The organism is Hoeflea sp. 108, from assembly GCF_000372965.1.
Classification (GTDB): Bacteria; Pseudomonadota; Alphaproteobacteria; order Rhizobiales; family Rhizobiaceae; genus Aminobacter.
This window is the reverse complement of the sequence record NZ_KB890024.1, coordinates 3,538,487-3,565,295: the sequence shown is the minus strand read 5'-3', so window position 1 is coordinate 3,565,295 and position 26,809 is coordinate 3,538,487. Positions and strand designations below refer to the sequence as shown.

The window sequence follows — 26,809 nt, the reverse complement described above, 5'->3', positions numbered from 1 at the left end:
CAAATGAGGGTGGTTCACCTTCTCGCGTGCATAGAAGCGCGACAGCGCCGCTCGCCGCCGTCTCAAAACAGCCGCCCAATGCACGGATTGCGACAGGTTTCGTCACGGCTGGTGCGGCCCCATCGGGAGCGGCAACGGGCAGGCGCTGCGCACTCCCCAAGGGCTGGGCATGAACCCGACCGCCTTAGCGGTCGAGCACGCTGCGGATTTCGACGATCTGCGAGCGGGCGCGCAGAAGGTTGAAGCCCATGGTCGCGAGGTGCGAGGGGAACAGGAAGCTCGATTCGTTGCCGTTCGAGATGATCCATGGCTGCATGTTGAGCGCGTCGCGCATCTGCGTCTGCATCGTGTCCCACAGGGTTGCGAGGTTGCGCTCGCGGATGACGGACGAGAAGTCTTCGCGGGTCGCGCTCAGGATGCCGTAATAGGCATAGAGCTGGCCGTAGGCGAACCAGAAGCGGTCGTCGGCGCGCGGATCGAACCAGCCGGCATCAGACGCCTCGATCTGGCTGCGCAGGATGTCGGAGGTCGAACCCATGTCACCGGCGATGCGGTCGAGGAACTGCAGCAGGTTGTCGGCGCGGGCGTCGAAGGTCGCCTGGCACTTCTCGAGAGTGGCGTTGAAGGCGCGCAGCTTGGCGATGCCGTCGCGATAGACGCTCGGCGTCGGGCGCGTCGGGCCGCGCACGCCGATGTACCAGGCGTCTTCGTCCCAGGCCATTGCCGTGCGCGCGTCCTGCAGGTTCTGGTCGATGCGCGAAGTGCCGCGGGCGCGGCCGAGCGTGTCGACCAGTTCGGTCGTCGTGCGGCGCAGCACCTGGTTGATGCCGAGCTGGAAGGCGGCCTTGTTGTCGAAGAAGGGCGTATTGCGCCACGGCATGCCGAAGAAGCCGAGCTTCGACACCAGCATGGACGAGATCCACGCATTGCGGTTGACATTGAAGTCGATGAGATCGGCAGCAACCGCTGCGATCTCCGAGCGCTTGCAGACCTGCGGGGCAGGGGCGGTCTGGCCGGTTGCGGCGGCGGCCGGTGCCTGCGTGTCGGTGGCAGGCGCCGTTGCCGCAACGATCGGGTCGCCGGCCAGTGCGTTCTTGGCCTGGGCCGTGGTCGAGGATGCTGCGACCCGGGTCGGGTAGTCGGGATCGAAATCCCGCCAGAACTGGGTGACATAGAAGAAATAGGCATAGAGGCCGACGAAGCAGACGATGGCGAGGCCAAGCACGGCCTTGAGGATCAGCCCGCGCTGGCCGTACCAGCGGCCCACCCACATGAACGGCCACAGGATCAGGCCAATGACGAAGCCGATGCCGCGTCCGATCCACTGGAATATCCGGGTGAAGAAATTCACGATCGGATCGAGCATTGTGAAGGTCCCCTCAGTCGGTCAAGCCGTAGAGCTGCGCGCGGAATGCCGCTTTGTCTTTCAGATATGAGTTTTTCAGCGTGTCGACAACGTTGGATCGCCAGACTTCGTTGAGACCTTCATAGTCCTTGTAGAAGCCTTGCTTGTTGAAGACATAACGCGAGACGAAGTCCGAGGGCACGAATTCGGAGATCAGCCGGTTGGTCAGCCACGCGTCCGGGTGGTCGGTCTTGGCGCGCACCACGAGGAAGCGGTGTTGCGGAAACACCTCTTCCAGCCTCAACTGGCCGAGCTGGGCAATCTCGCGCTTGGCGCCGTTGAGGAACGGGAAGATGCCGTCGCTGTTGATCGCGTCGGCATGCCCATGGATCCAGGTCTGCAGCCAGACCTTGTCGACCTTGTTCAGATCGCGATTTGGCTCTGCGGCGCGGATCAGCGCCCGCACCGCCATCTCGGCACGATGTTCGAGATAGCCCGAGCTCTCGATCCAGGAGGCGCGCGGCAGGTCAAGCCTGCCAGTCGAGGCGAGGAACTTGAACACCTTGTCGGCGTCGCGGATCGACAGATAGCTCACCTGCCACGGCCGCGAGCGCCGGAAGCCGGGAGCCGACGGGTCGGAGATGACGGTCGTCACGTCAGGGTCGACGAAGACGTAGAGCCCGCCGAAGTGGCTGGTCCAGAAGGCGTTGTGGCGGAAGATCACCTGGTCGGGCACCAGCGCGTTTTCGCGGATGTCGCCGCAGACCTTGGCGAGCTCGACCATGCGGTTGAGCATCTCGTCGTCGCGCCAGGCCTCGGGCTCCTGCTTCAGCCGGTCGACCAGCTTGCCGAGTTCGGCTGCCTTGCCCAGCACGTCCTCGGCAGACAGCACGCGGAACTCGACCTGGTTGATCGACAAAAGGTCTTCGATGTCCTCGACCTTGGAGACGGAATCCTCGATCTCGCCATAGATCACGTCCTTGATCGTCAGCGCGTCGATGGCGCGCTGGTTTTTCGACATGAACTCGAACAAAAGCTGCGAGGTGTTGGAAAACGCCGTGTGCACGACAGGCAGGTCGACCTGCGACGGCGTCAGGATGATGAAGCGGCGATTGACCTCGTTGGGATCGAGATACTGGTAGTCGCCCAGCTCCTCGGCGATTTCAGGCGAAAAGCCGCTGCGGTCGATCTGGAAGCTCTTAAGCCTGGTCGCCGGCAAGCCGAAGGCGGTCAACGCCTTGTTGTAGCGGTCGATCAGATGCTGTTCGTCGACCGGCAGGAGACGACCGTAGATCAGCTCATTGTCGCGCAGGAGGTCCATTATTCCTTCTCCCCGTTTACGGGGAGAAGGTGCCCGAAGGGCGGATGAGGGGCGGCACCAAGTTTCACGGGTGATCCTCGTTCGAATGCGCAGGAAGAAACTTCAGGTCCAAGGCGATTGTCTTGCTGTCGAGCCGACCGTCAAGCGCAGCAACAATGGTGTCCAGCACCCGCTTGCGCTGCTGCAGCACATCGATGTGCCAAAATCTTATCACTGACCATCCGTTTCGATTCATAGTCTCGTTGCGATGCGCATCCCGTGGGTCTTGAGCGTGTTGGCTGCCATCCACCTCGACCACAAGATTGGCCTCGCGGCAGGCGAAGTCTGCGAAATAGGGTCCAATCGGCATCTGGCGAATGAATTTGTGACCGTTCAAGCGTCTTGACCGAAGTTCGGACCAGAGCCTCTCCTCGGCATCATTGTCCACTTGCCGAAGTTGCCTTGCCCGTGAGGTCTTGAGTTCATTTCCACCACGCACAGCGCTGCCCCTCATCCGCCCTTCGGGCACCTTCTCCCCGTGAACGGGGAGAAGGAACTCAAGCATTCCACAGCCCCTTCGACTTCAGTTCCTCCATCTCCTTCGCCGCGCGTTCCCTCAGCCGCGCATCGCGGAGCAGCTTCGACACCGCGGCATCGTCCGACTTGTCGGAGTAGCGGAACTCCGAGTCGGCGTAGCGGTTGATCTCCTGCATCACCATCTCCATCGAGAACGGCCCACGCAGCTCCTCGATCATCGCCTTCTTCTCGTCGTAGCCCTTGTGCATGAACGTCTCGGGTTTCTCGAACCAGTCGTCCGGCAGCTCGATGTCCATGGCGCGCATCTTGATCGCGTCGGTGACGTTCTTGATGGCGCGGCCGGTGAAGCGTGGCTCGGCTTCCTTGATCATGTGCAGATAGGTGCCGATGTCGGCCAGTGTCCTGGGCTCGCCATTGTCCTTCATGAAGCGGTCGTAGACCTTCATCAGCCCGTCTTCCTGAGGCTTTTCGTGCTCCTCATAGGCTTCGCTCACGGCGCGCTGGATCTCCTGCGCGGCATAAAGCTCGTGTTCGCCGAGCGGGATCTTATGGTTCTTGCCGGCGAGCAGGACAAAAATGTCGATGTAGTCGTCGCGGGTCTGCGGCCCGTCGACCAGCCAGCGGGCGCCGGCGCGCTGGCGCAGGGCGTCGTCGACATTCTCGGGATAGTTGGAGAACATGCCGAAGGAGCAGTTGCCGCGCACCACGGTTCCGGCTCCTGCGAAGGCGTCCATGAGCACGCCGGTTATTTCCTGTTGGCCGGCTGACGCACGGTCGTCCGAGCGCTTGGCCGCCACCTGGTCGATGTCGTCGATGGTGCCGAAGCCGATGGCGCGCGGGTTGAGCACGTTGTTGATGAACTGGCGGCAGTTCTGGCCCGACTTGCCCTGGTAGGACGAGATCTGGTCGACGCCGAAATTCTCATAGGCAAAGGCATAGCCGGCGACCTGGCAGTAATTGTTGACCAGGCCCGCGATCATCTGGATCAGCGTGGTCTTGCCGGTGCCCGGGGCGCCGTCGCCGATGAAGGTGAACAGGAAGCCGCCGAGCTCGACGAACGGGTTCATCTCCCTGTCGAAATCATAGGCCATCAGCATCTTGGCCAGCCGGACCGACTGGAACTTTGCGATGTGGTTGCCGACGACCTCCTGCGGCTTCTTGAAGGTCATGACCAGCGGCTTCGACTTCTTGCCCGGCGCCACGTCGAAGCCGTCGAGGGTGAAGTCGTCGGCATCGATGCGGATATGGGCGTTCTCGAAGGCGCCGAGCCCGTCGAAGCGGCCCTTGCGCTGGAGCAGGCCCTCGATGGCCGTGCGGGCAAAGGCGCGGCCGCGCGTCAGGAGATCGGCGTCGTCCTTGGCGCCCGAAAGAGCCCGGTCGAGGCCGGAGACGATCGACTTGACCGCATCCTGCGGCGTGTCGAACAGGAAGTCGGGTTCGCTCACGTCGTTGGGCGCTTCGCCGTCGCTGTCGATCAGCTGGGCGAGGTAGGAGGCAAGCGTGAAACCGGCGACATAGGCCGAGGCCGACAGCAGCTTCTTGAAATGGCCGGCTTCGTCGCCCTCAAGCGGACTGCGGGCATTCCTGGCCTGCAGCGCCTCGAGGTCGGTCGAGCGTGAGAACACGTCGGAGACAGCAAGTGCGACCGCAATGCCGCGGCGGGCGCGGAACAGAAGCGTGTGCTGGGGGATCGACATCAGCTGGTCGTCGGGGCGGATCGCCGTGACGGTCTTCTGCAGCTCGACCTCGCGCGTCTTGCGGATCGAGCCGGTCGAAACCGTCGAGACAAAGCGCCTGTTGGTGCCGGCAAGGGCCGTTCCCGACTGGCCGGAAGAATCTTCCAGCACCACGATGCGGGTGATGAAGCTCTGCGCGGTTGAGCGGTGCTTTTCGATGTCGGCTTCGGAAATCGTGGTCAGGCCGGTGTCCATTTCAAGCTCCTATCCGGTCGAGCCAATCGTTGATTGCAGGCATCACGACCGTCCCGAAACGGTCAAGCGCAAAGATACCGAGAACAAATGCCATGATCCTGGTGAAGACCATTCTCCTGACGCCCACGAATTTCAGCGTGAGTATCGAAAAGAGGATGAAGGTCATGACAGAAACCTGGCCGGCGTCCACCGGGGTCAGGTAGGAAAACGCGTACAATCCGACTGCGGTTGCGACCAGGATCAGCAGATAGAACCTGATCGATATGATCACCCGGTCGCTGTAGATGAAATAGCCGGTTCCGAGCAGTAGGCTGACAAAGATCGCGACGGCATCAAACATCCTGGCTGGCGCATTCAGAACCGTAACCAGCGTGGATTGGGACACCAGTTCGCATATGGTGTAGCGGTCGAAGGCGAGCCGTCTTTCGGTCTTCGTGCCGTAATTGGCTGCGATCGCGGCGCCGGCGCAGATCAGGCAGAACGACAGGGCACCGTGGATGCTGTCCAGCGAGACCCCGAGCAACTGTCCCACTGCACCCCATGCGTGCATCGAGACCGTGTTGAAACCCAGCACGATGCGGCTGAGCAGCGGGCCGAAATCCAGCTTGCTGTTGAAGTTGGCGAGAACCGAGATCGCCGTGGGCACGCCAAAGGCGATCGAAATCCACTTCCAGGCAACTTTTCTCCTACGTGCCTGACTGGCCCACCAAAGCGAGATCGTGTCTCGTATTGAGGACGCCTCAGACATCCGAGATCACCTGTCCCTTCGACAGGATGTGCACCTTGTAGCCCTCGAAAATCTTCTGCGTCTCGCCGGCGGCATAGAGCGCCTGATAAGCCTCGTGCGGGATCAGCGCGTGCTTTTCGTAGCTCGACACGCCCTGGCGCGCAGCTTCGAGATCGTCGGTGTTGATGAAGAATTCCTCGCTCGAGGGTTCACTCGACCACAGGCCCTTTCGTCCCGGCTTCTCCGCCTTGGAGTAAACCTCCTGGATGGTCCAGGTCAGAAGCCAGGCGTTTTCGGCCTTGCGCACCTTGGACAGCACTTCGGCGACGACCGAATTGTGCTCGGTGATCCCGGCCGAATAGAACGGTCCGAGCACCAGCCGGCGCAGTTGCTTGGGGTGGAGCTCGGCAAAATCCTTGTCGAGATTGGTGGCGATGGTCAGCGGCGACAGCGTGTAGGCCGAATTCTTTTCGGTGAAGTCGTCGAACCGATGGGCGAGGTCGGGGTTGAGCAGGCCCTCGACGGGCAGGGGAATGTCGATCTTCTCGTTGAGCTTGCCGCTTTCTCTGTCGACGAGCTGGCTCACCATCGCGTCCGACGAATCCTCGACGGTTGCCATGTAGATCAGCGGCAGGTTGGCCGTGCCATCGAAGCTGCCCCAGTGGACGAGGTAATAGGGCCGCATCGACCGCGGATTGACCGACACCTTGGCCGTCTGTGACAGGATGAAGGGCGAGAAGGTGACGCCGTCCTTGACGTCTTCGAGATAAAGCCGCTCGGCCATCGAGCGTTGCAGCGCCTCGGGGAACTCCTTGTGGCGCAGGATGAAGTCGGCCATCTCCTCGCGCAACTCGCCCGGCGGGGGAATGTTGGCGAGGCGCTGGGCCGCCGTGCGGCGGTCGTTCTCCAGTTCCAGCACGTTCTGGAACACCGGAAAGCCGCTCTCGGCGCGGCTGATCTTGAACGTCTCCATGAAGCCGAGCCGGTTGCGCCAGCAGGCGAAGGACCGCTCCAGCCGCGAGATGTATTCGGCGGCGACCTTGGCGACGATGCCATGCCGGTAGAGCGGCGAGCGGTCGTCGCGCATGAAGATTTCAAGCCCGCTCAGCGCCGCCTTGATGGCCTCGAAATAGCGGACCGCCGGGTCGTCGGTGGGGGTCATGAATGAAGTCTCCGGGGCATTCGCTCGATGTTGCCCCCTTCTGCCCTGCCGGCCATCTCCCCCTCGATGGGGGAAATCACGCTTTCATCGGTCTCATAGCCAGCCACTGACGCTGCAATGCCCAACACAAGAAAACATGCAGGACAAGCGCCGCCGGCAACGTGCCTGATCTCCCCCCTAGAGGGGGAGATGGCCGGCAGGCCAGAGGGGGGCGCGACAGGGCGCGACATAGCGGATGCTGGTCGGCTTACGACTGCACGTAATCAGCCGCGTTGTGCTTCTTCAGCACGTCCTCGAAGCGGCGGGCAAACGCGTCGTCGGCCAGCTTCTTGCGGCGCTGGATATCGGCGGTCGCCACCATGTTCTTCTCGTGCAGCTCAAGCAGGTCGCCGATGTGCTTCTGGGCGGCGGCGCCGATGCCGGCCATCGTCTCTTCGGCGGTGTTGTCGACCTTTGAGCCCAGCGTGTTGATCTTGTGGGCCACGTCCTGCTGGGCTGCCGTCTTCAGCGAGTCCTCCAGCGCCTTGTAGAGCACGATGCGCTGCTCGGTATCGATGGTCAGCTTGTTGATCAGCGTGTTCTGGGCGGCGATCTGGTTGTTGAGCGAATCGACGAAGGTCTGGAACATCGAGGTGTAGCGCTCGAGCGTCTGGCTTTCGGCCAGAAGTTCCTGCTCCTTGGCCTGCTTCTCGTTGTATTCGGTGGCGAGCTTCGAGCGCTCGGATTCGAGCTCGGTGCGTTCCTTCTGGCTGGTCGAGGCGGCGATCCGGTTCTCGATGTCGAGCAAGAGCGGGTTCAGCTCCTCGATGCGCTTCTGGGTCGCCTCGAGATTGGTCATGGTCGTCTTGCGGCGTTCGATGACCTGAGACAGGCTCGCCTCCGAGGTCTTGTAGCGCTGGTCGAGGACCTGCTTCTGCGCCTTGAGGATGCCAACGATGGTGTCGGACTTGGTCAGGAGTTCCTGCAGGTTGCCGGCCAGCGACATGTTGCGGACGCGGTCGGTGCGCATGCGTTGCTTTTGCGCATCCGAGAAGATGCCGACGAGGCTTTCCCAGCCGGTGAAGCTCTTCATGCTTTCGAATTCGGTGCCGAAGACGTTGGTGGCGTCCTCGAGCCCGATGATGAGGTCGGCGATGTTGCCTTCCATCACCTTCTGCTGCTTGAGCACGTCCTGGATGCGCGCATTCTCGATGTCGAAGTCCTGCGCGCCGATCTTGGCGTCGGTCTGGGCGAATTTGTCGAGCACCGTGCCTGATTGCTCGATCTTGCCCCGCATCTCCTCCACGACCTGTCTGGTCTTGGCGATCTCGGCGTCGAAATTCTGCAGCGTGGCCATCAGGTCCTCCGGTCATGTCACAAGGGCATTGGGGGCGAATATATGTGGCGCATCTTTCGATTGAAAGACACGCGCGCCTCGCGGAAAAGATTTAGGAAAAGCTGAACTTCGTCAGGACGCAAAGCCGATGAAGTCGTCGGGCTGGGCGCGGCCCATCTCTTCTTCCCAATGACGCCGGCACAGCGACACATAGACGTCCTTCCCGATTGCCACCTGCTCGCCTTGCTTGGCCACCTTGCCGTCGGGCCCGAGCCTTACCACCATCGTCGCCTTGCGGCCGCAGCGGCAGATGGTGCGCACTTCGCGCAGGTCGTCGGCAATCGCCAGCAGCGCCCGCGAGCCCGAGAACAGATTGCCCTGGAAATCGGTGCGCAGGCCGTAGCACATGACCGGGATGCCCAGCCTGTCGGCAACGCGCGCCAGCTGCCAGGCCTGCTCTTCTTCCAGGAACTGCGCCTCGTCGACGAACACGCAATGCACCGTCGAGTGCTTGTGATGCTCGGCGATGCGGGCGAACAGGTCGTCGCCGCCGCGGAACATCTCGGCGCCCGCCTCAAGCCCGATGCGCGAGGAGATGTAGCCTTTGTCGCCCTTGCGGTAGTGGCCGGCGACGAACAGCATCGTGTTCATGCCGCGCTCGCGATAGTTGTAGGACGCCTGCAGGAGCATGGTCGTCTTGCCGGCATTCATGGTCGCGTAGTGGAAGTAGAGCTTGGCCATGCGTTCTTCTAAGCCGAAGCCGCCGGCTGCGGGGAGGGGACAAGTTCCTCCGTCCACCGCAAAAACTTGGCCGCATGTCGCTCATGGATAAGCCGGCGGCGTCTGTCGCTGCGTCATGTCACTTGAATCCAAAGGAAAATGGTGTTTGGCTCGCGACAAAGACGAACAACAACAGTATCGCGTTGCCGTCATAAAATGGGAGAAATATATATGTCGCGCATGAAAGCACTCGCCGCGGTCATCGGCGTGTCGACGTTTCTGACTGCCAGCGCAGCCTTCGCTGCCGATCCGGCCAGCTGCAAGACGGTACGCCTCTCCGACGTCGGCTGGACCGATATCCAGGCAACCACGGGACTTGCCTCGGTTCTGCTCACCGCGCTCGGCTACGAGCCGCAGGTCATCCAGCTGTCGGTGCCCGTCACCTACGCTTCGCTCAAGAACAAGGACCTCGATGTCTTCCTCGGCAACTGGATGCCGTCGATGACCAACGACATCAAGGACTATACTGCCGACGGCTCGGTCGAGACCATTGGCGAGAACCTCACCGGCGCCGGCTACGGCATCGTCGTGCCGACCTATGTCGCGGATGCCGGCGTCAAGACGCTGACCGACCTCGGCAAATTCAAGGACAAGTTCGGCGGCAAGATCTACGGCATCGAAGCCGGCAATGACGGCAACCGCATCATCCTCGACATGATCAAGAACCCGGCCGACAATCTCGAAGGCTTCGAGCTGGTCGAATCGTCGGAAGCCGGCATGCTGACCCAGGCCGAGCAGTCGATGAAGAGCAACGAGTGGATCGCCTTCCTCGGCTGGACGCCGCATCCTGTTATGGGTGAGATGAAGATCACCTATCTCGACGGCATGGGCGACTCGGGCTTCGGTGCAGCCACCGTCAGCACCAACGTCCGCAAGGGTTATGTCCAGGAATGCCCTAACGTCGGCAAGTTCCTCTCCAACCTCAAGTTCAACCTTGAGATGGAAGGCGTCATGATGGATGCCATCCTCAAGGGCGGCAACGCCAACGACGTCGCCAAGGATTGGCTCAAGGCCCATGCCGACGCCGCCACCCCGTGGCTCGCCGGCGTCACCACCTTCGACGGCGGCGATGCTGCTGCGGCGGTCAAGGCGGCGCTTGCCAACTGACGATGAACGGGCGCGTCATCGAGGGCGCGCCGGGCGGATCGGATTCTGCCTGACCGGACAAAGGGCAGCGGCGCGAGACAGCTGCCCTTTTTCATATCAGGCCTGGAGCGAGCTGCGTCCGAACGGACGCACCGAGGACGCTCCAGGCATTTGAATCTGCGCACCGTGTCTTCCGAAGATCCTTTCCGATTTTCGGGCCATGTGCGCCAGGGAACGGCGCCGGCCTCTGCCTGTGTCGGAGGAAGCGACAGAGAGGGGACATATGGATCCGGTATCAAGCTTGCTGGCCGCCTACAAGATTCCGATCGGAGCCTGGGGCAAGGCGTTCTTCACCTTCCTCACCGACAATTTCAACGCCATCTTCCGGGGCTTCTCCGGCGGTCTCAACTTCGTCCTCAACGGGCTGGTCGACGGGCTGCTGTTCGTGCCGCCGGTGCTGGTCGTGGCGGCCATCGCACTGCTTGCCTGGTATCTGCAGCGCTCGAGGGCGCTTGCCGTCGGCGTGGCGCTCGGGCTTCTGTTCATCATCAACCAGGGCCTGTGGAAGCAGACGGTCGAAACGCTGGTGCTGGTCGTCGCCGCTGCCGCCGCCTCGATGGCGATCGGCGTGCCGCTCGGCATCTGGGCGGCGCACAAGCCCAAGGTCTACCGCTTCATGCTGCCGGTTCTCGACCTGATGCAGACGCTGCCGACCTTCGTCTACCTCATCCCGGTACTCACGCTCTTCGGCCTCGGCAATGCTCCTGGCCTGATCGTCACCATCATCTTCGTCATCCCGACCGCTGTGCGGCTCACTCATCTCGGCGTCGTCTCGGTGCCGACGTCGATCATCGAGGCCGGTCAGGCCTTCGGTGCGACGAAGCGCCAGCTCCTGTGGAAGGTCGAGCTGCCGGCGGCCCTGCCGACCATCATGGCGGGCCTTACCCAGTGCATCATGCTGTCGCTGTCGATGGTGGTGTTCGCCGCGCTCATCGGCGCCGGCGGCCTCGGCACCGAAATCAACCGTGCGCTCGGTTCGCGCAAGATCGACCTCGGGCTTGAAGCGGGCCTTGCCATCGTGGTGCTCGCCATCGTCCTCGACCGCATGACGCGCATCGGCGTGGGAGGCAAGAAATGAACGTTGCCGTTGATTTCAAGAATGTCGACATCGTCTTCGGTGCGGACAGTTCAGCCTCGCTCGCCATGCTCGACAAGGGCGCAACGCGCGCCGAGATCCTGGAAAAGACCGGCAATGTGCTGGGCTGCGCGGGCGCCAACCTCACCGTCAACGAGGGCGAGATTTCCGTCCTGATGGGCCTGTCCGGTTCGGGCAAGTCGACGCTGCTGCGCGCCGTCAACCGCCTCAACATCGTCTCGCGCGGCTCCGTCATGGTCAAGGACGGCGACAGGATGGTGGACGTCGTCTCGTGCGACGAGCCGACCCTTCGCCGCCTGCGCCAGCATCAGGTCGCCATGGTGTTCCAGCAGTTCGGCCTTTTGCCCTGGCGCACGGTCGAGGAAAATGTCGGCCTCGGCCTCGAACTTGCGGGCATGCCGGAAGCCGAGCGCAAGCAGAAGGTCGGCAAGCAGCTCGACCTCGTCAACCTGACGCCATGGGCGAAGAAATACGCCCATGAGCTTTCGGGCGGCATGCAGCAGCGCGTCGGCCTTGCCCGTGCCTTCGCCACCGAAGCGCCAATCCTTCTGATGGACGAGCCGTTCTCGGCGCTCGATCCGCTTATCCGCACCAAGCTGCAGGACGAGCTGCTGCAACTGCAGAAGACGCTGAAGAAGACGATTATCTTCGTCAGCCACGATCTCGAGGAAGCGCTCAAGATCGGCAACACCATCACCATCATGGAAGGCGGACGCATCGTCCAGTCGGGCGCGCCCGAGGATATCGTGCTCCGGCCGGCCAACGACTATGTCCGCGACTTCATCGCCAATGTGAACCCGCTGTCGGTGCTGACGGCATGGAACGTCATGCGCGACCGCCGCGACCTGGAGACGGCAGGCGAGGATGGCTGGCTCTGGCTCGACCGGCGCAAGACCACGCGCTTCAAGATCGACGGCCAGGGGCTGGTGACTGCGGCCGAACGCAACGGCCAGCCGGCCGTCTGGGTTTCGGTCGACGAGATCGAGCGCGTGCCGGAGGATGCGGCGCAGGTGTTCTGGGCCAAGCCCGGCACCTCGCTCAAGCTGGTCATGCTCGCCATGCACCGCTCGCAGACGTCGCCCGTGGCGCTGTTCGACGACCAGTCGCGCTTCGTCGGCGCCATCGGCGTGCGCGACGTCCTGAGCGCCGTGCTCAGGCGCTAGGCTTGCCAAATCCTGGCCGGCCGCCCGGTGAGCGGCCGGCGGTCAATTCGGCGTGAATCCGCTGCGATCCGAATGACTTGGAGACTGTGCCGGGGTAGGGCTGGCGTCATGAAGCGCCGCGCGTTCCTTGTCCTGGCCGGATTGGCTCCCTTTGCATCGCAGGCGCTGGCGCAGCAGGATGCCGCGCCGCCCGTGCCGTTGGCGACATTGCTTGACGACGCTGCCAGGCTGGAAAACCTCAAGGCCGTGATCGTCGCACGCGGCGGCAAGGTGCTCGCCGAGCGCGGCTATCGCGGCAACTCGCCCGACACGTCCACCAACATCAAGTCGGCGTCGAAGTCGGTCATCTCGCTTCTGGTCGGCATCGCCATCGACCGCAAGGTGCTGACGGGTGTCGACGAGCGGATCGCTCCGATCCTCGGCCGCGACTTCCCCGCCGAGCGCGACCCGCGTCTCGACCGGATCACCGTCGGAAACCTCTTGTCGATGCAATCAGGGCTCGACCGCACGTCGGGTCCGAACTATGGCCGCTGGGTCGCCAGCCGCAACTGGGTCCGCTTCGTGCTGGCCCAGCCCTTCGTCGACGACCCCGGCGGCGGCATGCTCTATTCGACCGGCTCATCGCACCTGCTTTCGGCGATCCTCACCCGAAAGACGGGGCGCTCGACGCTCGACCTTGCCCGCGACTGGCTGGCGCCGGTCAAGGATTTCCGCATCGGTGGCTGGGATCGCGATCCGCAGGGCATCTATCTCGGCGGCAACCAGATGGCGATGAGCACCCGTTCGCTGCTGGCCTTCGGCGAGCTTTACCGCAATGGCGGTGTCACGCCGGAGGGCGAGCGCATCGTCTCGCCTGAATGGATCGAGGCGTCCTGGGTGCCGCGCACCAACTCGGTCTTCTCTGGCGACGGCTATGGCTATGGCTGGTTCCTGCGCCGGATCGGCGGCGAGGACGTGCGTTATGCCTGGGGCTTTGGCGGCCAGATGCTCTATATCGTGCCGTCGCTGGGGCTGACCGTCGCCATGACCTCCGACGACGGCAATCCCTCGGCGCAGTCGGGCTATCGCGACCAGCTCCACGGCCTGCTCGCGGAGGTGATCGCCTCGGTGCGCAATGCACCCGCCAAAACGAAAGAGGGCTGAGGCTCCAGTCGCCCCAGCCCCCTGTCACTGAACGCGGCGTCCGCCAGTTGCACGTTCAGTGATTGACGTTCTCGCCCATCACCACATGCAGCAGGTCGGCATGCGGCCGCACCGTGTCGGCAAATGCCTTGCCTTCCTCGCGCAGCCTGGTGATCTCGGCCCACTGCTCGTCGACCATGGCCTGCATTTCCTGCTTCTGCTCCGCGGTCAGCGTCGTGTCGGCCTTCAGCCTGTCGTTGATCTGCTTGAAGCGGCCGGTGAAGGCGTCCTCGGGCATCAGCGCGAGATAGCCGCGGAACGTCTCGCCAAGCGCCCGACGCCAGCTGTCGCGGTCGAAACCGGCCTTCTCGATGATGCGGTCGTTTTCCTGGTCCTGATCGAACCAGGCGTCGGCCTCTTCTTCGTCATAGGCGAAGCTGCCGCCCGTCGGGTAGAGTTCGTTCATCAGCCGGGTCACTTCGCCGGCCTCGTCGTCGGTCAGCGCATTGGCCGGCGCAACGAAGGTGCCGAGCGCCAGGCTTGCCGCCAGCAGACCCGCCGCCAGACAGCGCGAAATTGCCGGCATCATCCCATGCACTCCGTTTCCAGTGCCTTGTCGGCGTCGCCCTGCGCCTTGGCCTGCACCAGCGAGCCGCCGACGGAGACCGCCTGCGCCGCGACCGCGCCGCCACGTCCGCCAAATCCGCCGAAGCCGCCGACCACCGACAATGCGGTGCCCAGCATCGCCGCATTGTTCTGCTTGCGCATCGCGTCCTCGCAGCGCTGGGCCACGGTCTGGGCCTTCTTCGGCTGAGCCTTGGTGGCCGGCTTGGCGGTCGCCGACGTCGTTGCCGGTCCGCCCGATGTGCCCGCGGTCTGGCTGCATGCGGCCAATGCGCCGCACATGATCAATAGGATTGCCCGTTTCATGCATCTCTCTCGATTTTCATGGAGATGAACCGGCGCCATGCCGGAAAAAAGCGGACCGCCCAGGCTGCCCCCTCGGCGGTCCGCTATGGTCGATCCGAACAAGTCCTGGACGAGAGCCCCCGCCAACGAAAACGTCGGTCAACCGTGGCGCCGGTTTACGACGCGGCTGGCCGACGGTCTTGGCTTGGGACGAACAGATGCGGCCTGGAGCGAACTCCCTGTCGATTTTTTTGTCGGCAGGAGCGCAGTCTTATTGGCAGCGGCGCAGGGTGGCCGCTCTGATGTCGCGTGGCGTGGCGCCAAATCGCTGGCGGAAGACGCGGTTGAAATGGGACAGGTCGCCGAAACCGGCGTCGAAGGCGATGGCCGATACCGTTGCCGCTCGTGATCCCGCGCTTCCGAGAGCGTTGTAGGCGGCGTCGAGGCGGGCATCGCGCAGGAATTCGGAGAAGGTCAGTCCCTCCTGGCCGAACAGGCGCTGGATGTAGCGCGGCGTGACGCCGTGGCGCCTGGCGACGTCGGCGACGCCGAACTCCGGGTCGGCCAGATGGCGCAGGATGTCGGTCTTCACCAGTTCGAGCCGTGCCGCGCCGAGGCTCGGCCGCACCTGTTCGGCAGCGTCTGCGCCGGCGCCCTGGATTACCAGGGCGGCGAGATCGTAGAGGTGGCTGCCGGCCAGCCGGCGTCCCGTGTCGGTCTCCGGCGAGGCCGCCCGCAGCAGGTCGGCATAACCCGTCAGGAGGCTTGCGCCCGCCGCTTCGGCGGGAATGTGGTGCAGGGCATGCATCCTCACGCGCGGCGCGATCGCTGCCAGTCGCGCCTCGTCGAGCGACACGACCTTCAGCAGCGTCGCCGGCAGGGCAAAGGCCATGGCCTCGCCTTCGTTGACCAGGGTGATGTCGCCGGCCTTGATGACCAGCGGGCTCTTGCCCTCCATCGCCACCTCATAGTCGGCGGTGTGGATGGTCATCAGATAGTCCTGGCGTCCGTCGACAGCCAGAAGGTCCTTGGGGCGCTGGCCGAGCACAGCCGAATAGCAGGCGGTGCCCACTGTGGTCCGCTCGTCGAGAAAATAGGCCGCGAGATCGAAGGCGAAGGTGTCGCTGTCGGCCGGCTTGAAGCGCAGTCCGGCGACGTGGCGGGCGACGAAGTCGTGCAGATAGGACAGGCGGTCGCGTGCCGGAACGTCGTAGGTCGACAGTCGCTGCATCAGGGCAGATCCGTAGCAAAGCCGGCCGCCCCGCCTGCGACCTGAGCTGGCAGGACGCCAGTCTTGCACTGTATGCGGGTTGAGGTCTTATCGGTGCAAACGGCTTTGCGGTCAACCGGCGATGTCGCGGGCGCGCCCTGGATGGACGCGCCCGCAAGCGTCAGGGATCAGTTCGCGGCGAGGGCGCCTGCGATGGCATCCTTGAGCGCCAGCCGTCGCTTGCGCAGCGACGTTTCGTGTTCCTCGCTCACTGGCTCGATCTTGGTCTCGGCGCGATGGATCTCGTCGTTGACCTGGTCGTATTCTCCGAGGATACGGGCGAAATCGGCGTTGTCGGCCTTCAGCGCGTGGATGGCGTCGAGCTTGCCGGGAAATTCTTCGCCGAGCGTGTGGGGCGTGTTCGACATGACGTGGTCTCCTTGCGTTGTGTCGAAGCAAACCTAGCCCGCCCGGCAGGGCGCCGGTTTGATCCTGGTCAAATCGCCAGTGGGCGGCGTTTGCGGCTACACGTCGAGGAACGGCACGAAGCCGCCAAAGATCATGCGCTTGCCGTCGAACGGCCATGTCGAGGGATCGCTCTTCATGCGGTCATCGGCCATGACTTTCTTCATGACCTCGTCGCGTTCCTCGCGGGAGCGATAACGGACCCAGGAAAAAACGACGATCTCGTCATCCCTGGCCTGCACGGCGCGCGGGAAGGAGGTCAGTTCGCCAAGGGGAACATCGTCGCCGATGCATTCGACATAAGCGAGCGCGCCATGTTCCCTCCAGACCTTGCCGGCCGTGGCGGCCAGGGTCTTGTAGGCCTCGATGTTTGCCTTGGGCACTGCGACCACGAATCCGTCGACATAAGACATCTTTGTCTCCTCCTGTTTGCAGAAACCTCAGTCCAAGGACGAACCGCCGGGCGCCGGGACGACACGCGCGCCTGCATTTTTTTGGCCGGGCGGCCCGGCGATCAATGGGCGGGCAAGTCCTCCAGACATTGCACAGGCGGTCCGACGACCCCATACTATCAGGACGAGCGCATGAGGCACGACTGCCATGCCCGAGACAATCACCGTCCCGCGTACCAAACCCAAGCTTGAGACCGAGCGGCCCAGGCTGCACAAGGTCATCCTCGTCAACGACGATTATACGCCGCGCGAATTCGTCGTCACGGTGCTCAAGGGCGAATTCCACATGAGCGACGACCAGGCCCATCGCGTCATGATCACCGCCCACCGGCGCGGTGTCTGCGTGGTCGCCGTGTTCACCCGCGACGTCGCCGAGACCAAAGCCACCCGTGCCACCGACGCCGGCAAGGCCAAAGGCTATCCGCTGCAGTTCACGACCGAACCGGAGGAGTGAGGGGGCTTCGGTGCTCGGCTGTTGGGAGCGGCATGAACACAGTTGCCTTGCCGTGACGGTGGCAAAACTGCCTACCGTCCCTCGCGATACCACATGGCGCCCATGGCGAGCAGCAGCAGGCCGAGGCCGAGGAAGCCGCCGAACAAAGGCACGCGCGACACCGATTTCAGCACGCTGTCATCGGTGGTGCGGAAGCCGATCCAGTCGCGGCCCGAGGCTTCGGCCGAACCGCGCACCGGCACGACATTCGGCAGCGAGATGCCGTTGCCGAGGATGCCCGACGATGCCAGGCGGCGCACGTCGCCGCCGGTCGCCTGCGCTGCCGGGCGCAGCACCTGTTCGGTCGAGACCACGTCGGCGAATTCGGGCGCGTTGACCGGCCCGACATGGGCCAGCGCCTTCAGGTCGCCATTGCCGATCTGGTAGAGGCCGATCTCGCTGGTCTCCACGCTGCCGGTGAAGATGCCCGGCTCGCTCTGGTTCAGCTTGACGTCGAGCGTCTTGCCCGACGGCGTGATGACGCGGGCCGAGCCGGCCTCGTCGCGCATGGTCTGGCGCCTGATGTCGAGCACCATGCCGCGACCGTCCGCGGTCAGGCGCTCTTCCTCGAGCTCCGGTTCCTTCATCAGCCAATGGGCGATGCGGCGATAGAGCGAGACATGCGGGCCGCCGCCTTCATAGCCGCGCGCCCAGAGCCAGCCCTGGTCGGACAGGAACATGCCGACGCGGCCTTCGCCCTTACGGTCGAGCAGCAGCAGCGGCTTGTCGTCGGCGCCCTTCATCACCACTTCGCCCTCCGGCTGCTCGATGCCGATCTGGCGGAACCAGCGGCTCCAGCGTGGCGGCTCGCTTGCCGCGCCCTCGAGCCCGCGCGTCACCGGGTGGCGCTTTCCGAGGTCGGTCAGGCGCGGGTAGAAGGCCTTTTCGATGACGTCGCCATTGGGCATTGCGGGCAGGGCGGAAATCAGCGGCGTGTTGGCGATCGACTGCTCGCCGGCATATTCGGGGCCGGCGGCGATCAGCAGCGCGCCGCCTTTCTCCACGTATTCGGCGATGTAGTCGTAATAGAGGATCGGCAGCACGTCGCGGTGCTGGTAGCGGTCGAAGATGATCAGGTCGAAGTCGTGGATGCGCTCGACGAACAGTTCGCGCGTCGGAAAAGCAATCAGCGACAGTTCGTTGATCGGCGTGCCATCCTGTTTTTCCGGCGGCCGCAGAATGGTGAAATGCACGAGGTCGACCGAGGCGTCCGATTTCAGCAGGTTGCGCCAGGTACGCTCGCCGGCATGCGGTTCGCCCGAGACCAAGAGCACGCGCAGGTTTTCGCGAATGCCGTCGACCAGGGCTATGGCGCGGTTGTTGGTGTCGGTCAGTTCGCCCTCGACCGGATCGATGGCCAGTTCGACGATGTTGCGCCCGGCGGTCGGCATGGTGATCTGCAGGGGCATCTCGCGGCCGATCACGGCGCGCTGCACCGATACCTGCTCGCCATTGATCGACACCCGCACTTCGGCTTCTCCCGCCGCGCCATTGGTGTCGATGACGCGATAGGTCATGTCGAGCGGCTTGCCGACGATGCCGAAGCGCGGCGCCTTTTCGAAACGCACGCGGCGGTCGCGCTCGTCGGGATGGCCGGTCACCAGCGCATGCAGCGGCGCATTCAGCGCAGGCTTTGCCGGCACGTCGTGCACCTGGCCGTCGGTAATCATCAGGGCGCCGCCGATGCGCGACGGCGGCACGTCGTGGAAGGCGCCGTCGAGCGCGGAGAACAGGCGGGTTTCGGTGCGGTCGTCGCTGCGGCCGGCCTCGACCACCCGCACCTCGAACTGGCGGAACCGCGCCAGCCGTTCCTTCATGCCTTCGACGGCCTGGTCGGTCTGGGCGGTGCGCTCGCCGATCTCCTGGCTCTGGCTGCGATCGACGATGAGGGCGACCACGCTTTTCAGCGGCTCGCGCTCCTCGTCGAGGATGACGGGGTTGGCGAGCGCCAGCGCCAGTGCGGCCAGCGCTGCGAGGCGCAGCCAGGCGCCGCGCTGGCGGAAATAGAGCCCGGCAAGTGCTGCGATCAGCACAGGCACCAGGATCGCGGCCATGACCGGCCAGGAAAGCAGGGGTTCGAAGGTTGCCGACCAGTTCATGCTACTGCCCCAGCCGTTCGAGCAGTGCGGGCACGTGCACCTGGTCGGATTTGTAGTTGCCGGTCAGCATGTACATCATGATGTTGACGCCGGCGCGCAGCGCCATCACGCGCTGCATCGGATCGGACGGCACGGTCGGCAGCAGCGGCGCGCCGCTGTCGTCGACGGCCCAGGCGCCGGCGAAGTCGTTGGCGGTGATCATGATCGGGCTCACGCCGTCGCCGGTGCGCACCGGCCGGCCCTGCGTGTTCTCGGCGTCCAGCGACGCCTCGACCCACAGCGGGCTGCCGTTGAAGCGGCCCGGGAACTCCGGCAGGATGAAGAAGGCCTTGGTCAGCACATGATCCGACGGCACCGGCTCCAGCGGCGGCACGTTGAGATTGCTCAGTATGTCGCGCAGGCGCTGCGTCGCCGGGCTGGTGGAGTCGGCCCCAAGGCCGTTGGAAAACTGGTCGCGGGTGTCGAACAGGACCGTCCCGCCTTCCTTCATGTACTGGTCGATGCGGCCGATTGCCTGCTCGCTCGGCATGGGCGCGTCGGGGTCGATGGGCCAGTAGATCAGCGGGTAGAAGGCAAGCTCGTCCTTGGCGATGTCGACGCCTGCCGGCTCGCCGGGTTCGAGCGCGGTCTTCTCGATCAGGAACTGGGTCAGGCCGGCAAGGCCGGCGCGGCTGACGGAATCGGTGTTGGCGACACCTGTCAGCACATAGGCGATGCGGGTTTTGGAGATCGCCTCGACAGCCTCGATGTCTCCAGGCTTGGAATCCTGGGCACGGGCGTCGGGCACCGTTGCGGCAAATGACGACGCCAGCACGAACAGCGCCAGCATCGTGGTCGCGGCATGGGCCGCGCGCGGGCGACGGCGGAACATGCCGCCCAGCCACAGCACGATCAGGCTGTCGGCCAAAAGCAGTGCTGCGGCGGTCGCGAGAAGCGGCGCCTTCATGTCGCGCGATTCGTCGAGCGCATAACGCTCATCGGCGACGGGCACGGAAATCGCAGGGCGCTCGATCGGCGCAAGCGTGGCGTCGGCCTGGAGCAGATTGTGGGCGAAGATGCCTTCCTCGGTGCCGTACATGCCCGGCGGGTTGTCGAGCGTCACCGCCGGCGCTTTGGCGCCACCGACCAGCAGAGGCCTGGTTTCGCCCGATGGCGACGTCAGCACGCCGTCCGACCCGATCATCCGGTAGGGCGCAAGCGAAGCCGCCGCCACATCCGGGCGCGCGCCCACGGCACCCTGGTTGCGCGACAGCTGCACGATGCGGCGCAGCATCTCGACGAAGCTGCCCGAGATCGGCAGGTTCGACCATGTCGCCTGCGGCGCGATGTGGAACAGCACCACCATGCCCTTGCCGCGGCGGTCGGCGGTCACCAGCGGCGTGCCGTCGGCCAGCACCGCCCAGGTCTTGTCGACGAGGTCGGGCGTCGGCTCGGCCAACACCTGGCGGCTGACGGTGACGTCTGACGGAGGCGACAGGTCGGCAAACGGGCCGGTCGAGGGGAACTGTGCCACCGGCTGCGGTTCGGTCCAGGACAGCGAACCGCCCAGCGAGCGCTCGCCGAGCCTGAGGCTGACGGGCAGAAGTTCGGCATCGTTGCCGGCGGTGATCAGGCGGGAGCTGGCAAAGCGCACCAGCGTGCCGCCGTTCTCCATCCATGTGATCAGCTGGGCGCGGACGCTCTCGGGCACCGTGCCGACGTCGCCCATCACGATGACGGCGGGCTTCTGCGCCAGAAGCTGCGGGATCGCTTCGATCAGATCGGGGCTCGGCGGCTCGACCAGATCGGCAAAGGGCTCCAGCGCCCGGCGGATGTAATAGAGCGGCGACAACAGCAGGCGCGACTGGTCGACGGGTGTCTGCGACAGAAGCCCGACACGCCTGCGCTTGGCATTTTCGTCGAGCACGCGCACCGCGCCCGCCTGGGCCTGGCCGTCAAGTGCTATCCAGGAGAAGTCGTTGCGCAGTTCGAACGGCACGACGATGTCGCCGGTCGCCTGGCTTTCGCCGGGGCGGAACGTCATCGCCGCGTCGCCGATCCGGCGCGCCTTGTCGTCGAACACGCCCGCCGTCACCTGTGCCGGCGCGGGGTTGCCGGGCGCGCGGATGGCGGTGATCGAGAAACGGTCGACCTGGTTGTCGGCAGCGGTCATGGCGACCGTGTTGACGCTGTCGGGCTGGACCCAGATGACGTTGCCCGTCTGCTCGCCGAACAGGCTGGCGAAGGACTGCTGGTCACCAGGCGCGGCAAGGCCGTCGCCCAGCACCGCAACGGTTGCCCCGGGCAGCTCCTTGAGTGCCGCGCCGACGCGGGCATAGACGCCTGGCCGGTCGGTCGGCACCGGACGCGGCACCGCCGCGTTCAGCCGCTCGCGGGCCTCGCGGGCGCTGTAGGGGCCGATCTGGGCATTGGCCTTCTCGGCGGTGAAGGCGAGGATGATCGGCGCGTCCTTGGCCTCGGCATTCTTGATCAGCCGCTCGGCGGTTGCGACGCGCAGCTTCCAGTCCGGTGCGCTCGACCAGCCATTGTCGATGACCAGCGCCAGTGCGCTCGAGCTCGTCGCCACCGGCTGGCGCGGGTTGTAGATCGGTTCGGCCAGCGCCAGCACGACGAGGCCGGCCATGACCAGCCTCAAAAGCGTCAGCCACCACGGGCTGCGGTGCGGCGTCTCTTCCTTCTTGAACACCCGCGCCAGGATCTTCAGCGGCGGAAACACTTCCGTCTGCGGCTTGGGCGGGGTCAGCCTGAGCAGCCACCAGATGACGGGCAGGGCAAGCAGGCCCCACAACACCGCCGGAAAGCCAAAGGAGATCCAGCTCATCGGCGGCCCCCTGGTCCATGTCCATCCGATGTCATCGCCATGTGGATATGCACCAGCGCCTCGGAGGCGAGCCGGTCGGTGTGGTTGACCGTGTAGCTCCAGCCAAGCCGCTTGCACCACGCTGCAAGCTCATGGCGGCGGGCCGAATAGAGATTGCGATAGGCGTCGGCCAGCTCCTCGGCGCGTCCTGCCGTCAGCTTGTCGCCGGTCTCGGGGTCGGTGAACTCGGTGCGGCCGGAATAGGGGAAGCTTTCCTCGGCCGGGTCGGCGACCTCGACCAGATGGGCGCGGGCGCCACGGCGGGCGACCACGTCGAGCCAGGCCATGGTCTCTTCGACCGGATCGAGGAAGTCGCCGACGAGGATGACGTCGGAGAAGCGGCGGATGTTGGACAGATCGGGCCGGGCAGGGGCGGACAAACTCTGCGCCAGCTGCGATGCCAGCCGCTCGGCGCCGTTGCGGGCGCTGAACGGGTCGGTGAGGCCGGGCCAGGCGATGCGTTCGCCGCTGCGCGACAAAAGCTCGGCGAGCGCCAGAACCAGCACAAGCGCGCGCGATTCCTTCGACACCGACGCCGATTTCGACTTGTAGAGCATGGACGGCGACAGGTCGGCCCACAGCCACACCGTGTGCGCCGCCTCCCATTCGCGGTCGCGCACATAGGTGTGGTCGTCGCGCGCCGAGCGGCGCCAGTCGATGCTGGCCATGGATTCGCCCTGCACATAGGGGCGGAACTGCCAGAAATTCTCGCCGATGCCGCGTTTCTTGCGGCCGTGCCAGCCGGCGATGACGGTGTTCATGATGCGGCGAGCCTCGACCAAAAGGTCGGGCACCAGAGAAGCGCGCAGCCGGCCGCGCGCGAGCGCGTCGCTCGACGCAACAGGTGCCTTTGCCTCGCCTATGCGACCCATCAGATGTCCTTGGCCAGCCTCGCCACGACATCGCGCACGCTCATGCCTTCGGCGCGGGCGGCGAAGGTCAGCGCCATGCGGTGCTGCAGCACCGGCTCGGCCAGCGCCTTGATGTCGTCGATCGACGGCGCCAGCCGCCCGTCATAGAGCGCGCGCGCCCTCGCACACAGCGTCAATGCCTGGCTGGCGCGCGGGCCGGGACCCCAGGAAACGTGCTTGTCGGTATCGGCATTGCCCTGTCCGGGGCGGGCCGAGCGGACGAGCTTGAGGATCGCCTCGACCACGCTTTCGGGCACCGGCATGCGGCGGATGAGATGCTGGATGTCTTTCAGCCGCTCGGCGTCCAGCACGTGGGGCGCCCTTGTGTCCTCGATCCCGGTGGTTTCCAGGAGGATGCGGCGTTCGGCATCGATGTCGGGGTAGACGATGTCGATCTGCATCAGGAAGCGGTCGAGCTGTGCCTCGGGCAGGGGATAGGTGCCTTCCTGCTCCAGCGGGTTCTGCGTCGCCAGCACATGGAAGGGCGCGGGCAGGTCATAGCGCGCGCCGGCCACCGTCACATGGTACTCCTGCATCGCCTGCAGCAGGGCCGACTGGGTGCGCGGGCTGGCGCGGTTGATCTCGTCGGCCATCAGCAGCTGTGCGAAGATCGGGCCGGACAGGAAGCGGAAGGAGCGCTTGCCCTGCTCGTCCTGCTCCATCACTTCGGAGCCGAGGATGTCAGAGGGCATCAGGTCGGGGGTGAACTGGATGCGGCGCGAATCGAGGCCCAGCACCGTGCCCAGCGTCTCCACGAGCTTGGTCTTGGCCAGGCCGGGCACGCCGACCAGAAGCGCATGGCCGCCGGCCAGAACCGCCACCAGCGTGCGCTCGACCACGCTTTCCTGACCGAAGATGACGCGTCCGACGCCCTGGCGCACCTTGGAAATGTCGGCGAGCGCGCGTTCGGCGGCGGCAATCATGTCGCGTTCGTTGATGGCTGTGTCCTTGATCATCACGCTCATACGGGCCCGATCCTTCTTCCTGCGCCTTGTTGCCAATATCGCTTCCGACATCGGCGCGAAGCAGGCGCCAACTCAAACTATCGAAGTGTTTGCCCTGAGACCATCCACCCGTCGGTCTGCTGCGCCGTCCGTATGGACGTTGCGCTTGCCGCCCAATCCCCGGAGGTCAGATGTTCCTGGGCGTCGCACTCTCCCGACTCGCACCTTGGCGAGGTCTTCGCGTTCAACTTAAATCACTCGCCTATGCTGACAAGCGCAACAACAGTGACTATTTCGTGACCATGACCGCGGAGCTCAACCATACAGACGAAGCGATGGCCCAGGCCGGGATGGCCCGCGCCGACGATGCCGCCGGGCTCGAGGCGCTGATTGCGCGCGCCGCCCGCGCCGGCAAGGGCCTGCCGCCGGTCGAGCGCTGGAATCCCGATTTCTGCGGCGACATCGACATGGAGATCCGCGCCGACGGCACCTGGTTCTATCTGGGCACGCCGATCGGCCGCGCGCCGCTGGTGCAGCTGTTCTCGACCGTGCTGCGCAAGGATGCCGACGGGCGGACCTATCTGGTCACGCCGGTCGAGCGCGTCGGCATCCGCGTCGTCGACGCCCCTTTCGTCGCCGTCGAGATGAATGTTGCGGGCGAGGGCACCGACCGGGTGCTGACCTTCCGCACCAATGTCGGCGATGTCGTCGAAGCCGGTCCGGAGCACCCCTTGCGTTTCGTCGACGAGCCCGAAACGGGCGGCCTCAAGCCCTATCTGCTCGTGCGCGGGCGGCTGGAAGCCCTGGTGGCGCGGCCGGTGATGTACGAGCTCGTCGAACATGGCGAGCAGATCGAGATCGACGGAAAGGTGATGTTTGCCGTCCGTTCGAAGGGCGAGGTCTATCCTGTGATGCCCTGGGACAGGCTGGAGCGGTTGAGCACGTGATGGTTCATGCCAAGCCAGCGCATTATTCGGCGCAGGATTTCCGCCAGCGCGCGGTGCAGGAGCATCTCAACGATGCCGCCGCAGACTATGGCGACCATGTGCTCAATCCCGGGCTGCGCGAAGTCTTCGTGCATGACCGCCTGCGCAATGCCGCGGTGCTGATCCCTGTCGTCGACCATGGCGATGCCTCGACCGTCATCCTCACCAAGCGCGCCGACAAGCTGAAGAACCATTCCGGCCAGATCGCCTTTCCCGGCGGCCGCATCGATCCCGGCGACGTGTCGCCGGAGGCTGCCGCCCTGCGCGAGACATCGGAGGAGATCGGGCTCGCCTCCGGCTACATCGACGTCATCGGCCGGTTGCCCGACTACGTCACCGGCAGCGGCTACCGCATCGCGCCGGTGCTCGGTGTGGTCCGTCCGGGTTTCCAGCTGACGGTCAATCCCGACGAGGTCGACGACATTTTCGAGGTGCCGCTCGGTTTCCTCATGGACCCCGCCAACCACAATCGCGCCAGCCGCACCTGGCAGGACCAGGAGCGCTTCTTCTACGCCATGCCCTATGAAGAGCGTTACATCTGGGGCGTGACCGCCGGGATCATCCGGGCGTTGTATGAAAGGCTTTACGCGTGAGCGTTTCGATTGCCGGCAAGGCCCCCTGGCTCGACGAGCCCGATCTCCAGACCCTGCTTGCGGCGCTGAACGCCAATGGCGAGCAGGCGCGCATCGCAGGTGGGGCGGTGCGCAACGCGTTGCTGGGCGAGCCGGTCGCCGATGTCGACATCGCCACCACCAACCTGCCTGACGAGACGGTGCGCCGCGCCGAGGCCGCCGGTTTCAAGACGGCGCCGACGGGCGCCGAGCACGGCACCATCACCGTGATTTCAGGCGGCAAGCCGTTCGAGGTCACGACGCTGCGCGCCGATGTCGAGACCGACGGTCGCCATGCCAAGGTCGTCTTCGGCCGTGACTGGAAGGCCGACGCCGAGCGGCGCGACTTCACCATCAACGCGCTCTATGCCGAGGGCGACGGCACGGTCATCGATCTTGTCGAAGGCATAACCGATCTCGACCGCCGCATGCTTCGTTTCATCGGCGATGCCGAAACCCGTATCCGCGAGGACTATTTGCGTATCCTGCGCTTCTTCCGCTTCTTCGCCTGGTATGGTTCGGGCCGGCCCGACGCCGAGGGGCTGAAGGCCTGCGCCCGCCTCAAGGACGGACTGCCGCGGCTGTCCGCCGAGCGCATCTGGTCGGAGATCAAGAAGCTTCTGTCGGCGCCCGATCCGTCGCGCTCGCTCTTGTGGATGCGCCAGGCAGGCGTGCTGACAACGGTGCTGCCCGAGACTGAAAAATGGGGCATCGACGCCATCCACGCGCTGGTCCGCACTGAAGCCGATCTCGGCTGGCCGGTCGACCCGCTTCTCCGTCTCGCCGCCATCGTGCCGCCGGATGCGGCACGCATGAAGGCGCTTGGCGACCGGCTCAGGCTGTCGAATGCCGAGGCCGACCGGCTGGTGCAATGGGCGGCGACGCCGAAGATAGAGCCCAAGGTTACCGAGGGCGAGCTGGCCAAGCGGCTCTACCGCGGCAATTTGCAGGGTCATCTCGACCGGCTGCGCCTCGACCTTGCGGCCGCGCGCGGCCGGGCCCAGCAGGACGATAAGGCGCTGGTCGAGGCCGGCGGCTATTTCCGTCTGCTGTCTCATGCGCAGAAGTGGCAGAAACCGCAGTTCCCGCTGCGCGGCGGCGATCTTGCGCCGCTCGGCGTCGAAGGCGCCAGGCTCGGCGCATTGCTCAAGGCGCTGGAAGCCGAATGGGTCGATAGCGGTTTTTCGCTGGAAAGCGACGCACTGCTCAAGCGCGCCGCCGATAGCCTTGACAGTCAGGCCTGAC

25 protein-coding genes are annotated in these 26,809 nt (G+C 64.8%); 8 read left to right on the top strand and 17 right to left on the bottom strand.

Annotated features, from left to right (window positions below; translation table 11 throughout):
• Positions 1-184 precede the first annotated feature (184 nt).
• The 8 genes from B015_RS0117755 to B015_RS0117720 all read right to left on the bottom strand — a co-directional run bounded on the left by B015_RS0117755 (position 185) and on the right by B015_RS0117720 (position 9,058).
• Positions 185-1,366 (bottom strand): DUF2333 family protein, encoded by a 1,182-nt coding sequence (locus B015_RS0117755; protein WP_018429077.1) that lies wholly within the window; start codon positions 1,364-1,366, stop codon positions 185-187.
• Positions 1,367-1,379: 13 nt separating this feature from the next.
• The gene (locus tag B015_RS0117750; protein WP_018429076.1) at positions 1,380-2,666 is read right to left on the bottom strand and encodes a DUF6638 family protein; all 1,287 of its coding nucleotides are present in this window, start codon (positions 2,664-2,666) and stop codon (positions 1,380-1,382) included.
• 64 nt (positions 2,667-2,730) lie between these two features.
• Positions 2,731-3,144, bottom strand: a complete 414-nt coding sequence (locus tag B015_RS0117745) for a DUF559 domain-containing protein (protein ID WP_026227414.1) — start codon at positions 3,142-3,144, stop codon at positions 2,731-2,733.
• Between the two features lie 58 nt (positions 3,145-3,202).
• Complete coding sequence (locus tag B015_RS0117740; RefSeq protein WP_018429074.1) at positions 3,203-5,113, bottom strand: AAA family ATPase; 1,911 nt, start codon at positions 5,111-5,113, stop codon at positions 3,203-3,205.
• Between the two features lies 1 nt (position 5,114).
• A complete protein-coding gene (locus B015_RS0117735) occupies positions 5,115-5,861 on the bottom strand; it encodes a hypothetical protein (protein WP_157632780.1) in 747 nt (248 codons plus the stop codon).
• Complete coding sequence (locus B015_RS0117730) at positions 5,854-7,002, bottom strand: hypothetical protein (protein ID WP_018429072.1); 1,149 nt, start codon at positions 7,000-7,002, stop codon at positions 5,854-5,856. Before B015_RS0117730 ends, B015_RS0117735 begins: the two co-directional genes overlap by 8 nt.
• Before the next feature lie 247 nt (positions 7,003-7,249).
• Positions 7,250-8,338, bottom strand: coding sequence for a hypothetical protein (locus B015_RS0117725; RefSeq protein WP_018429071.1), 1,089 nt, complete (start codon positions 8,336-8,338; stop codon positions 7,250-7,252).
• A gap of 111 nt (positions 8,339-8,449) precedes the next feature.
• Positions 8,450-9,058, bottom strand: a complete 609-nt coding sequence (locus B015_RS0117720; RefSeq protein ID WP_018429070.1) for a thymidine kinase — start codon at positions 9,056-9,058, stop codon at positions 8,450-8,452.
• 210 nt (positions 9,059-9,268) lie between these two features.
• Here B015_RS0117720 and choX point away from each other — a divergent pair, with 210 nt between their 5' ends.
• The 4 genes from choX (at position 9,269) to B015_RS0117700 (ending at position 13,645) form a co-directional block, all read left to right on the top strand.
• Complete coding sequence (choX, locus tag B015_RS0117715) at positions 9,269-10,204, top strand: choline ABC transporter substrate-binding protein (RefSeq protein WP_018429069.1); 936 nt, start codon at positions 9,269-9,271, stop codon at positions 10,202-10,204.
• A gap of 262 nt (positions 10,205-10,466) precedes the next feature.
• Complete coding sequence (gene choW / locus B015_RS0117710) at positions 10,467-11,321, top strand: choline ABC transporter permease subunit (protein ID WP_026227413.1); 855 nt, start codon at positions 10,467-10,469, stop codon at positions 11,319-11,321.
• Complete coding sequence (gene choV, locus B015_RS0117705) at positions 11,318-12,502, top strand: choline ABC transporter ATP-binding protein (RefSeq protein WP_018429067.1); 1,185 nt, start codon at positions 11,318-11,320, stop codon at positions 12,500-12,502. Before choW ends, choV begins: the two co-directional genes overlap by 4 nt.
• Before the next feature lie 108 nt (positions 12,503-12,610).
• Entirely contained in the window at positions 12,611-13,645 is a 1,035-nt protein-coding gene (locus tag B015_RS0117700; protein ID WP_018429066.1) for a serine hydrolase, read from the top strand.
• Between the two features lie 55 nt (positions 13,646-13,700).
• Here the strand turns inward: B015_RS0117700 and B015_RS31170 are convergent, their stop codons facing one another.
• From B015_RS31170 to B015_RS0117675, 5 genes are all read right to left on the bottom strand, one after another.
• Positions 13,701-14,213: a hypothetical protein gene (locus B015_RS31170; RefSeq protein ID WP_018429065.1), complete on the bottom strand. Its 513-nt coding sequence runs from the start codon at positions 14,211-14,213 to the stop codon at positions 13,701-13,703.
• On the bottom strand, positions 14,210-14,554 hold the full coding sequence (locus B015_RS0117690) for a hypothetical protein (RefSeq protein ID WP_157632779.1): 345 nt from the start codon (positions 14,552-14,554) through the stop codon (positions 14,210-14,212). Before B015_RS0117690 ends, B015_RS31170 begins: the two co-directional genes overlap by 4 nt.
• A 250-nt stretch (positions 14,555-14,804) precedes the next feature.
• Positions 14,805-15,764: an AraC family transcriptional regulator gene (locus tag B015_RS0117685; protein WP_018429063.1), complete on the bottom strand. Its 960-nt coding sequence runs from the start codon at positions 15,762-15,764 to the stop codon at positions 14,805-14,807.
• A gap of 167 nt (positions 15,765-15,931) precedes the next feature.
• Positions 15,932-16,171: a YdcH family protein gene (locus B015_RS0117680; protein WP_018429062.1), complete on the bottom strand. Its 240-nt coding sequence runs from the start codon at positions 16,169-16,171 to the stop codon at positions 15,932-15,934.
• Positions 16,172-16,267: 96 nt separating this feature from the next.
• The gene (locus tag B015_RS0117675) at positions 16,268-16,621 is read right to left on the bottom strand and encodes a DUF1428 family protein (protein ID WP_018429061.1); all 354 of its coding nucleotides are present in this window, start codon (positions 16,619-16,621) and stop codon (positions 16,268-16,270) included.
• 187 nt (positions 16,622-16,808) lie between these two features.
• On the opposite strand from B015_RS0117675, the gene clpS reads away from it, so the two are divergent.
• Positions 16,809-17,114 carry an ATP-dependent Clp protease adapter ClpS gene (gene clpS, locus B015_RS0117670; protein ID WP_018429060.1) on the top strand — a complete coding sequence of 102 codons (306 nt, stop codon included), beginning with the start codon at positions 16,809-16,811 and terminating at the stop codon, positions 17,112-17,114.
• Between the two features lie 71 nt (positions 17,115-17,185).
• On the opposite strand, the gene B015_RS0117665 is transcribed toward clpS, so the two are convergent.
• The 4 genes from B015_RS0117665 to B015_RS0117650 are packed head-to-tail and all read right to left on the bottom strand — an operon-like array spanning position 17,186 to position 23,988.
• Positions 17,186-19,252, bottom strand: a complete 2,067-nt coding sequence (locus tag B015_RS0117665) for a membrane protein (RefSeq protein ID WP_018429059.1) — start codon at positions 19,250-19,252, stop codon at positions 17,186-17,188.
• Between the two features lies 1 nt (position 19,253).
• Positions 19,254-22,073: a DUF4159 domain-containing protein gene (locus B015_RS0117660; RefSeq protein WP_018429058.1), complete on the bottom strand. Its 2,820-nt coding sequence runs from the start codon at positions 22,071-22,073 to the stop codon at positions 19,254-19,256.
• On the bottom strand, positions 22,070-22,984 hold the full coding sequence (locus B015_RS0117655; RefSeq protein ID WP_018429057.1) for a DUF58 domain-containing protein: 915 nt from the start codon (positions 22,982-22,984) through the stop codon (positions 22,070-22,072). The genes B015_RS0117660 and B015_RS0117655 overlap by 4 nt, the downstream gene beginning before the upstream one ends.
• Positions 22,984-23,988, bottom strand: coding sequence for a MoxR family ATPase (locus B015_RS0117650; protein ID WP_018429056.1), 1,005 nt, complete (start codon positions 23,986-23,988; stop codon positions 22,984-22,986). Before B015_RS0117650 ends, B015_RS0117655 begins: the two co-directional genes overlap by 1 nt.
• 281 nt (positions 23,989-24,269) lie before the next feature.
• On the opposite strand from B015_RS0117650, the gene B015_RS0117645 reads away from it, so the two are divergent.
• Genes B015_RS0117645 through B015_RS0117635 form a run of 3 tightly spaced genes read left to right on the top strand, consistent with a single transcriptional unit; the run spans position 24,270 to position 26,808 of the window.
• Positions 24,270-24,914, top strand: a complete 645-nt coding sequence (locus B015_RS0117645; RefSeq protein WP_026227411.1) for a DUF1285 domain-containing protein — start codon at positions 24,270-24,272, stop codon at positions 24,912-24,914.
• Entirely contained in the window at positions 24,914-25,546 is a 633-nt protein-coding gene (locus B015_RS0117640) for a CoA pyrophosphatase (protein WP_018429054.1), read from the top strand. The genes B015_RS0117645 and B015_RS0117640 overlap by 1 nt, the downstream gene beginning before the upstream one ends.
• The gene (locus B015_RS0117635) at positions 25,543-26,808 is read left to right on the top strand and encodes a CCA tRNA nucleotidyltransferase (RefSeq protein WP_018429053.1); all 1,266 of its coding nucleotides are present in this window, start codon (positions 25,543-25,545) and stop codon (positions 26,806-26,808) included. Before B015_RS0117640 ends, B015_RS0117635 begins: the two co-directional genes overlap by 4 nt.
• Position 26,809: the final 1 nt, after the last annotated feature.

Excerpts from the sequence above, each read along its gene's own strand:
- B015_RS0117730 (WP_018429072.1), bottom strand. The coding sequence starts at position 7,002 with ATGACCCCCACCGACGACCCGGCGGTCCGCTATTTCGAGGCCATCAAG.
- B015_RS0117660 (WP_018429058.1), bottom strand. The coding sequence starts at position 22,073 with ATGAGCTGGATCTCCTTTGGCTTTCCGGCGGTGTTGTGGGGCCTGCTT.
- B015_RS0117640 (WP_018429054.1), top strand. The coding sequence starts at position 24,914 with ATGGTTCATGCCAAGCCAGCGCATTATTCGGCGCAGGATTTCCGCCAG.
- B015_RS0117725 (WP_018429071.1), bottom strand. The coding sequence starts at position 8,338 with ATGGCCACGCTGCAGAATTTCGACGCCGAGATCGCCAAGACCAGACAG.
- B015_RS0117720 (WP_018429070.1), bottom strand. The coding sequence starts at position 9,058 with ATGGCCAAGCTCTACTTCCACTACGCGACCATGAATGCCGGCAAGACG.
- B015_RS0117750 (WP_018429076.1), bottom strand. The coding sequence starts at position 2,666 with ATGGACCTCCTGCGCGACAATGAGCTGATCTACGGTCGTCTCCTGCCG.
- clpS (WP_018429060.1), top strand. The coding sequence starts at position 16,809 with ATGCCCGAGACAATCACCGTCCCGCGTACCAAACCCAAGCTTGAGACC.
- B015_RS0117690 (WP_157632779.1), bottom strand. The coding sequence starts at position 14,554 with ATGAAACGGGCAATCCTATTGATCATGTGCGGCGCATTGGCCGCATGC.
- B015_RS0117685 (WP_018429063.1), bottom strand. The coding sequence starts at position 15,764 with ATGCAGCGACTGTCGACCTACGACGTTCCGGCACGCGACCGCCTGTCC.
- B015_RS0117735 (WP_157632780.1), bottom strand. The coding sequence starts at position 5,861 with ATGTCTGAGGCGTCCTCAATACGAGACACGATCTCGCTTTGGTGGGCC.
- choW (WP_026227413.1), top strand. The coding sequence starts at position 10,467 with ATGGATCCGGTATCAAGCTTGCTGGCCGCCTACAAGATTCCGATCGGA.
- B015_RS0117700 (WP_018429066.1), top strand. The coding sequence starts at position 12,611 with ATGAAGCGCCGCGCGTTCCTTGTCCTGGCCGGATTGGCTCCCTTTGCA.
- B015_RS0117680 (WP_018429062.1), bottom strand. The coding sequence starts at position 16,171 with ATGTCGAACACGCCCCACACGCTCGGCGAAGAATTTCCCGGCAAGCTC.
- B015_RS0117645 (WP_026227411.1), top strand. The coding sequence starts at position 24,270 with ATGACCGCGGAGCTCAACCATACAGACGAAGCGATGGCCCAGGCCGGG.
- B015_RS31170 (WP_018429065.1), bottom strand. The coding sequence starts at position 14,213 with ATGATGCCGGCAATTTCGCGCTGTCTGGCGGCGGGTCTGCTGGCGGCA.
- choX (WP_018429069.1), top strand. The coding sequence starts at position 9,269 with ATGTCGCGCATGAAAGCACTCGCCGCGGTCATCGGCGTGTCGACGTTT.
- B015_RS0117665 (WP_018429059.1), bottom strand. The coding sequence starts at position 19,252 with ATGAACTGGTCGGCAACCTTCGAACCCCTGCTTTCCTGGCCGGTCATG.
- B015_RS0117655 (WP_018429057.1), bottom strand. The coding sequence starts at position 22,984 with ATGGGTCGCATAGGCGAGGCAAAGGCACCTGTTGCGTCGAGCGACGCG.
- B015_RS0117650 (WP_018429056.1), bottom strand. The coding sequence starts at position 23,988 with ATGAGCGTGATGATCAAGGACACAGCCATCAACGAACGCGACATGATT.
- B015_RS0117675 (WP_018429061.1), bottom strand. The coding sequence starts at position 16,621 with ATGTCTTATGTCGACGGATTCGTGGTCGCAGTGCCCAAGGCAAACATC.
- B015_RS0117740 (WP_018429074.1), bottom strand. The coding sequence starts at position 5,113 with ATGGACACCGGCCTGACCACGATTTCCGAAGCCGACATCGAAAAGCAC.
- choV (WP_018429067.1), top strand. The coding sequence starts at position 11,318 with ATGAACGTTGCCGTTGATTTCAAGAATGTCGACATCGTCTTCGGTGCG.
- B015_RS0117755 (WP_018429077.1), bottom strand. The coding sequence starts at position 1,366 with ATGCTCGATCCGATCGTGAATTTCTTCACCCGGATATTCCAGTGGATC.